This is a genomic window from Mycobacterium sp. IDUB_21 (assembly GCF_055419425.1).
In genome coordinates this window covers 43,646-52,222 of sequence record NZ_JBVAXQ010000022.1, presented here as the reverse complement: position 1 = coordinate 52,222, position 8,577 = coordinate 43,646, and the positions used below count along the sequence as shown (strand labels likewise).

2 protein-coding genes and 1 pseudogene are annotated in these 8,577 nt (G+C 65.4%); all 3 read right to left on the bottom strand.

Features of this window, described 5'->3' with window-relative positions; translation table 11 throughout:
* Positions 1 to 75: 75 nt before the first annotated feature.
* Positions 76 to 753: pseudogene (locus tag ACZYY4_RS22610) on the bottom strand (glutamate-cysteine ligase family protein); the annotation flags it as partial.
* A 134-nt stretch (positions 754 to 887) separates the two neighbouring features.
* A complete protein-coding gene (locus ACZYY4_RS22605; protein ID WP_463812291.1) occupies positions 888 to 4,838 on the bottom strand; it encodes a DNA-directed RNA polymerase subunit beta' in 3,951 nt (1,316 codons plus the stop codon).
* Between the two features lie 38 nt (positions 4,839 to 4,876).
* Positions 4,877 to 8,413, bottom strand: a complete 3,537-nt coding sequence (gene rpoB / locus ACZYY4_RS22600; RefSeq protein ID WP_463812290.1) for a DNA-directed RNA polymerase subunit beta — start codon at positions 8,411 to 8,413, stop codon at positions 4,877 to 4,879.
* Between the last annotated feature and the right edge of the window lie 164 nt (positions 8,414 to 8,577).

Here is an 8,577-nt window from a genome sequence, read left to right as displayed (position 1 = left end):
CGGTGGGCAGGTCTTATTGGCCGCGAATGGGCATTTTCATGTCCGCCTGTGGGCATTTTTTCATGTCCGCCGACAGAAGAAGAACGGGGAGTTGGCGCCCAAGGCCAACTGTGGGCCGGCCAACACCTGGGCGGCGTTCCAGTGGTCGGCGAATTGGGCCGGCGACACCTGCAGGTGCAACTGCATACTGGTGCAAGCGGATTCCGGCGCAATGGTCCCTGCGTGCAGACTGAGCGGCTCCGGCCCGTCGATGTCGATGGCGAGGTCCTCACCGCGTGCGGCGAAGATCGAATCGTTGAGCGCGGCATACCTGGCCGAGTCACTCATCCAGTCACCGGTCAGGTGCTCGGGCATCAGCGTGGGCAGGATGCCGATCATCACGATGCGTGCACCATCGGCGTGGGCTTTGGCCTCCGCGGCATTGAGGCTGGCGCGCACCTCGGTTTCCCATTCCAGCCCCAACCGCCCGGGCAACGGCCGGGGCGGAACATTGAATTCGATGTTGTAGGCGCCCAATTCGCGTTGATACGCCGGGTCGTCGATCGCGGCGAGCACGTGGGAATTCGACATCGCGGGCCGGTAGTCGCCGTCGATCAGGTTGCCCTCGATCTCCATGCCGGTCAGCGGCTGGTCGCAGTCGAAGCTCGACTGTGCCAGCATCGTCTCGAAAACGTCCAGGCACTGCTGGATCTTGCGCCGGTAGCGCTGCCGTTGGGTGCGACCGTAGGTGGTGCGGTTGACCTCATCCCCCATACCCACGATGCAACCTTGCGCACGCGCGGCCCGCAACCTGGGCCCGTTGCCCGCGCCAGTGCTGCTCTGTCGGGGCCCACGAAAGCCGACGAAAAGAGCCCCCGAGGATTCTCGGGGGCTCTTTTCGTAATTCACTACCGGTAGTCGGAGTACCCGTAGTCGTCCAGCGGAACCGCGGCACCGGTGGCGGCGCCGAAGTCCGGGCTGTAGTACTGATCCTCGTAGGACGGGATCGTGTACGCAGCGGCCCGGGCCTCCTCGGTCGGCTGCACCGCGATGTTGCGGTAGCGGTTGATCCCGGTGCCGGCCGGGATCAGCTTGCCGATGATCACGTTCTCCTTGAGGCCCTGCAGCTTGTCGCTGCGGCAGTTGATCGCCGCATCGGTCAGCACGCGGGTGGTCTCCTGGAACGACGCCGCCGACAGCCACGAGTCGGTGGCCAGCGACGCCTTGGTGATTCCCATCAGCACCGGACGCCCGGCCGCGGGCTCGTTGCCCTCGGCCACCACCCGGCGGTTCTCCGTTTCGAACTCGGCCCGCTCGGTCAGCGAACCGGGCAGGAACTCCGTGGCGCCCGAGTCGATGATGGTCACCCGGCGCAGCATCTGCCGGACGATCACCTCGATGTGCTTGTCGTGGATCGACACACCCTGGGCCCGGTAGACCTGCTGGACCTCCTTGACCAGGTGGATCTGCACCTCGCGGGGGCCCTGCACACGCAGCACCTCGTGCGGGTCGGCGGAGCCCTCCATGAGCTGCTGGCCGACCTCGACGTGGTCGCCGTTGGACAGCAGTCGCTCGGAGCCGTCCTCGTGCTTGAACACCCGCAGCCGCTGACGCTTGGGCAACTTCTCGTAGACCACTTCCTCGCCACCGTCATCCGGCACGATCGTGATCTTGTAGAACTTGTCGCCCTCTTCCAGCTGCACCCGTCCGGCGACGTCGGCGATCGGCGCCTTACCGCGCGGGATCCGGGCCTCGAACAGCTCCTGCACACGCGGCAGACCACCGGTGATGTCCTCACCGACACCACCCTGGTGGAAGGTGCGCATGGTCAGCTGGGTACCGGGCTCACCGATGGACTGGGCCGCGACGATACCGACGGCCTCACCGATGTCGACCAGCTTGCCGGTGGCCATCGACCGGCCGTAGCAGGTCGCGCACACGCCGGTGCCGGTGGTGCAGGTCAGCACCGAACGCACCTTCACCGTCGAGATGCCGGCGGCCAGCAGTGCCTCGATCGCCGGGTCGCCGAGGTCGTGACCCCGCTCGACGACCACCTTGCCCTTCTCGTCGGCCGCGTCGACCGCCAAGGTGCGGGCGTACGCCGAGGTCTCGATGAACGGGTCGCGGATCAGCGATCCATCGGCGGCCAACTCGGCCAGTTCCACCAAGATCCCGCGCTCGGTGCCGCAGTCGTGCTCGCGCACGATCACGTCCTGGGACACGTCCACCAGACGGCGGGTCAGGTAACCCGAGTCGGCGGTACGCAACGCGGTGTCCGCCAGACCCTTTCGGGCGCCGTGGGTGTTGATGAAGTACTCCAGCACCGTCAGGCCCTCACGGAAGGAGGACTTGATCGGCCGCGGGATGAACTCACCCTTGGGGTTGGTCACCAGACCCTTCATGCCGGCCAGCGTCCGGGTCTGGGTGAAGTTACCCGTCGCACCGGACTCGACGATCGTGATGATCGGGTTGTCCGGCGGGTAGTGGTCACGCAGTGCCTGACCCACCTCCTCGGTGGCTTCCTTCCAGATCTCCACCAGCGCCTCGTTGCGCTCGTCACGGTTGAGAGCGCCACGCTGGAACTGCTTTTCGACCTTGTCGGCGCGCTCCTCGTAGGAGTCCAGGATCTCCTTCTTGCGCGGCGGCACCAGCACGTCGGCCATCGAGACCGTCACCCCGGAGCGGGTGGCCCAGTGGAAACCGGCGTCCTTGAGCTTGTCGACGGTCTGGGCGACCACGATCATCGGGTAGCGCTCGGCCAGGTCGTTGATGATGACGGCCTGGACCTTCTTGTGCATCTGCTTGTTGACGAACGGATACCCCATCGGCAGCAGCTCGTTGAACAGCACCCGGCCCAGGGTGGTCTCGGCCATCCAGGCGTTGCCCGGCCGCCAGCCGTTCACGCCGAACAACTCGGTCTCCACCGCGGCCGGCGGCCGCAGCTGGTCGAGACGCACCTTGATCTTGGCCCGCACCGACAGCGCACCGCGGTCGACGGCCATGATCGCCTCGGCCGGCGAGGAATACACGCCGGTCTCCGGACGGTCCTTGGCAGGAGGAGTGTATTCGCCTGTGTCACCTTCGATCTCGGTGGTCAGGAAGTACAGACCGGTCACCATGTCCAGTCGCGGCATGGCCAGCGGACGACCCGAAGCCGGCGACAGGATGTTGTTGGAGGACAGCATCAGGATGCGGGCCTCGGCCTGCGCCTCGGCGCTCAAAGGCAGGTGCACCGCCATCTGGTCGCCGTCGAAGTCGGCGTTGAAGGCCTCACACACCAGCGGGTGCAGCTGAATGGCCTTACCCTCCACCAGCTGCGGCTCGAAGGCCTGGATACCCAGGCGGTGCAGCGTGGGTGCACGGTTGAGCAGCACCGGGTGCTCGGCGATGACCTCTTCGAGGACGTCCCACACCTGGGGACGCTGCCGCTCCACCATTCGCTTGGCGCTCTTGATGTTCTGCGCGTGGTTCAGGTCGACCAGACGCTTCATCACGAACGGCTTGAACAGCTCCAGTGCCATCAGCTTGGGCAGACCGCACTGGTGCAGCTTGAGCTGCGGGCCGACCACGATGACCGAACGGCCCGAGTAGTCGACACGCTTGCCGAGCAGGTTCTGGCGGAACCGGCCCTGCTTGCCCTTGAGCAGATCCGAAAGCGACTTCAGCGGACGGTTACCCGGTCCGGTGACCGGCCGGCCGCGGCGGCCGTTGTCGAACAGCGCGTCGACGGACTCCTGCAGCATCCGCTTCTCGTTGTTGACGATGATCTCGGGCGCACCGAGGTCGATCAGTCGCTTGAGGCGGTTGTTGCGGTTGATGACCCGGCGGTACAGGTCGTTGAGGTCGGACGTGGCGAACCGGCCACCGTCGAGCTGCACCATCGGGCGCAGCTCCGGCGGGATCACCGGCACCGCGTCGAGCACCATGCCCATCGGCGAGTTGCCCGACATCTGGAACGCGGCGACCACCTTGAGGCGCTTGAGAGCACGAAGCTTCTTCTGCCCCTTGCCGTTCTTGATGGTGTCGCGCAGCGACTCGGCCTCGGCATTGATGTCGAAGGTCTCGATCAGCTTCTGGATCGACTCCGCGCCCATCGCACCGGTGAAGTACTCGCCGTAGCGGTCGACCAGCTCGCGGTAGACGGTCTCGTCGACGATCAGCTGCTTGGGAGCCAGCTTGACGAAGGTGTCCCAGATGTTGTCGAGGCGGTCCAGCTCACGCTGGGCGCGGTCGCGCAGTTGGCGCATCTCGCGCTCGCCACCATCGCGAACCTTGCGCCGCACATCGGCTTTCGCTCCCTCGGCCTCCAGCTCAGCCAGGTCGGCCTCCAGCTTCTGGGCGCGCGCCTCCAGGTCGGCGTCCCGCTGGTCCTCGACACCCTTCTTCTCGACGACCATCTCGGCTTCCAGGGTGGACAGCTCGTTGTGGCGCATCTCGGTGTCGACGGCGGTGATGACGTAGGCGGCGAAGTAGATGATCTTCTCGAGATCCTTCGGCGCCAAGTCCAGCAGGTAGCCCAACCGGGACGGCACGCCCTTGAAGTACCAGATGTGGGTGACCGGGGCGGCCAGTTCGATGTGGCCCATCCGCTCACGACGCACCTTGGCGCGGGTCACCTCTACGCCACAGCGCTCACAGATGATGCCCTTGAAGCGCACGCGCTTGTACTTGCCGCAGTAGCACTCCCAGTCGCGAGTCGGTCCGAAGATCTTCTCGCAGAACAGGCCGTCCTTCTCGGGCTTGAGCGTGCGGTAGTTGATCGTTTCCGGCTTCTTGACCTCACCGTAGGACCATTGCCGAATGTCCTCCGCGGTAGCCAGGCCGATGCGGAGCTCATCGAAGAAGTTGACGTCGAGCACGTAACTTCCTTTCCCCTTGCGGGTTTAGTAGCTGATAACTAAGCGAGGTCTTCCACCGAAGCGGATTCGTTGCGGGACAAGTTGATTCCCAGGTTGGCGGCTGCCCGCTCCAGGTCCTCGTCCTCACCTTCGCGCAATTCGATCGCCGCACCGTCCTTCGCCAGCACCTCGACGTTGAGGCACAGCGACTGCAGCTCTTTGAGCAACACCTTGAACGACTCCGGAATACCCGGCTCGGGGATGTTCTCGCCCTTGACGATCGCCTCGTAGACCTTCACGCGGCCGACCGTGTCATCGGACTTGATGGTCAGCAGCTCCTGCAGCGTGTACGCCGCACCGTAGGCCTGCATGGCCCAGCACTCCATCTCACCGAACCGCTGGCCACCGAACTGCGCCTTACCGCCCAGCGGCTGCTGGGTGATCATCGAGTACGGACCGGTGGAGCGGGCGTGGATCTTGTCGTCCACCAGGTGGTGCAGCTTCATGATGTACATGTAGCCAACAGTCACCGGGTACGGGAACGGCTCACCGGAGCGACCGTCGAACAGCATCGCCTTGCCGTCGCCGTTGACCATGACCTCGCCGTCCCGGTTGGCCAGCGTCGAGGACAGCAGGCCCTGCAGCTCGGCCTCCCGGGCGCCGTCGAACACCGGCGTCGCGGTGCGGGTGTCCGGGCCGGCCGAGTACAGCTCCTCGGGGAGCTTGTCGGCCCAATCCGGCACGCCGGCAGCCACATCGATGTTCCAACCGGTCTTGGCGACCCAGCCCAAGTGGGTCTCCAGGATCTGACCGATGTTCATCCGTCGCGGCACACCGTGGGTGTTCAAGATGATGTCGACCGGGGTGCCGTCCGGCAGGAACGGCATGTCCTCGGCCGGCAGGATCTTGCCGATGACGCCCTTGTTGCCGTGGCGGCCGGCCAGCTTGTCACCGTCGGAGATCTTGCGCTTCTGCGCGACGTAGACGCGCACCAGCTCGTTGACCCCGGCGGGCAACTCGTCGTCGTCCTCGCGGGAGAACACCCGGATGCCGATGACCTTGCCGGACTCGCCGTGCGGCACCTTCAGCGAGGTGTCCCGGACCTCCCGGGCCTTCTCACCGAAGATCGCGCGCAGCAGTCGCTCCTCGGGGGTCAGCTCGGTCTCACCCTTCGGGGTGACCTTGCCGACCAGGATGTCGCCGTCGCGGACCTCGGCGCCGATGCGGACGATGCCGCGCTCGTCGAGGTCTGCCAGCACCTCATCGGAGACGTTCGGGATGTCCCGGGTGATCTCCTCGGCGCCCAGCTTGGTGTCGCGGGCGTCGATCTCGTGCTCCTCGATGTGAATCGAGGTCAGCGTGTCCTCCTCGACCAGCCTGTTGGACAGGATGATCGCGTCCTCGTAGTTGTGCCCCTCCCACGGCATGATCGCCACGAGCAGGTTCTTGCCCAGGGCCATCTCGCCGTTGTCGGTGCACGGACCGTCCGCGATGACCTGGCCGACCTCGACGCGCTGGCCGGCGTCGACGATCGGACGCTGGTTGGCGCAGGTGCCGTGGTTGGACCGGTTGAACTTGCGCATCCGGTAGGTCTGCCGAGTGCCGTCATCGGCCATCACCGTGGCGTAGTCGGCGGACACCTCCTCGATGACACCGGCCTTCTCCGCGATGATCACGTCGCCGGCGTCGATCGCGGCCCGCAACTCCATCCCGGTGCCCACCAGCGGCGCCTCGCTGCGCACCAGCGGAACCGCCTGGCGCTGCATGTTGGCGCCCATCAGGGCACGGTTGGCGTCGTCGTGCTCCAGGAACGGGATCATGGCCGTGGCCACCGACACCATCTGGCGCGGCGAGACGTCCATGTAGTCGACCTCGGCCGACGACACGTACTCGACCTCGCCGCCCTTGCGTCGCACCAGAACCCGGTCCTCGGTGAACTGACCGTCGTCCTCCAGCGGCGAGTTGGCCTGCGCCACGACGTGGCGGTCCTCCTCGTCGGCGGTCAGGTACTCGATGTCGTCGCTGACCACACCGTCGTTGACCTTGCGGTAGGGCGTCTCGATGAAACCGAACGGGTTGACCCGCGCGTACACCGACAGCGAACCGATCAGGCCGATGTTGGGGCCTTCAGGGGTCTCGATCGGACACATCCGGCCGTAGTGGGACGGGTGCACGTCACGAACTTCCAGCCCGGCCCGCTCACGGGACAGACCGCCCGGCCCCAGCGCCGACAGCCGGCGCTTGTGGGTCAGACCCGACAGCGGGTTGTTCTGGTCCATGAACTGGGAGAGCTGGCTGGTGCCGAAGAACTCCTTGATCGCGGCGACCACCGGGCGGATGTTGATCAGGGTCTGCGGCGTGATGGCCTCGACGTCCTGAGTGGTCATCCGCTCCCGGACGACACGTTCCATGCGCGACAACCCGACCCGGATCTGGTTCTGGATCAGCTCGCCGACCGTGCGCAGTCGCCGGTTGCCGAAGTGGTCGATGTCATCGACCTCGACCGGCACCTCGACGCCGCCGGGCACCGTCATCGTGCCGAACTGGCCTTCCTGAACGCCCAGGTGCAGCCGCACCAGGTACTCGATGGTGGCCACGATGTCGTCTTCGGTCAGCGTGGTAGGCGCAGATCCGACTGCAGCCGGCGCGGCCGGCATGCCCAGCTTCTTGTTGATCTTGTAGCGACCCACCCGAGCCAGGTCGTAGCGCTTCTCCTTGAAGAACAGGTTCTCCAGCAGAGTCTGCGCCGACTCCTTGGTGGGGGGCTCGCCCGGACGCAGCTTGCGGTAGATGTCCAGCAGCGCCTCGTCGGAGTTGGCGGCGTTGTCCTTCTCCAGCGTCGACATCATGATGTCGGAGAAACCGAACCGCTCCCGGATCTGCTCGCTGGTCCAGCCCAGCGCCTTGAGCAGCACGGTGACCGGCTGGCGGCGCTTACGGTCGATACGCACACCGACCAGGTCGCGCTTGTCGACGTCGAACTCCAGCCAGGCGCCACGGCCCGGGATCACCTTGACCGAGTGCAGCGTCTTCTCGGTGGACTTGTCGATGTTGGCGTCGAAGTACACGCCCGGCGACCGCACCAGCTGGGAGACGACGACACGCTCGGTGCCGTTGATGATGAAGGTGCCCTTCTCGGTCATCATCGGGAAGTCACCCATGAACACCGTCTGGCTCTTGATCTCACCGGTGTTGTTGTTGATGAACTCCGCGGTGACGAACAGCGGCGCCGCGTAAGTCATGTCCTTGTCGCGGCATTCCTCGACGGGCGCTTTGACCTCGTCGAAGCGCGGGTCGGAGAATGACAGCGACATCGAGCCGGAGAAGTCCTCGATCGGCGACAGCTCCTCGAGCACCTCTTCGAGGCCACCCTTGGGTGCGGTGCCGGTCAGCTTTTCTACCTTCTCGCGCCACTCCGGCGCCCCGATCAGCCACTGGAACGAGTCGGTCTGCACATCGAGCAGACCCGGAACCTCGAGCGGTTCGCGCAGCTTGGCAAAGGAGATCCGGTTAGGAGCTCCGGGCACGGAACTATTGGGAGAATTTTGAGAGGTAGTACCTGAGGCGTTCTTCTTGCTCTGGCGGGAGACTGCCAAGATGCATCCTTCCAGCACCTAATGCGGCCAGCGGGTCCCGGTAATCACCAGACCCCGTTCGCTGCGAATATCGACCGTTGGTTCGGCTGGCGAACGCTCTGTCCGATCTCACGCACAACCAAACCACGAGGTCATAAGCCTTAATGAGCCAACGAACGCGACTC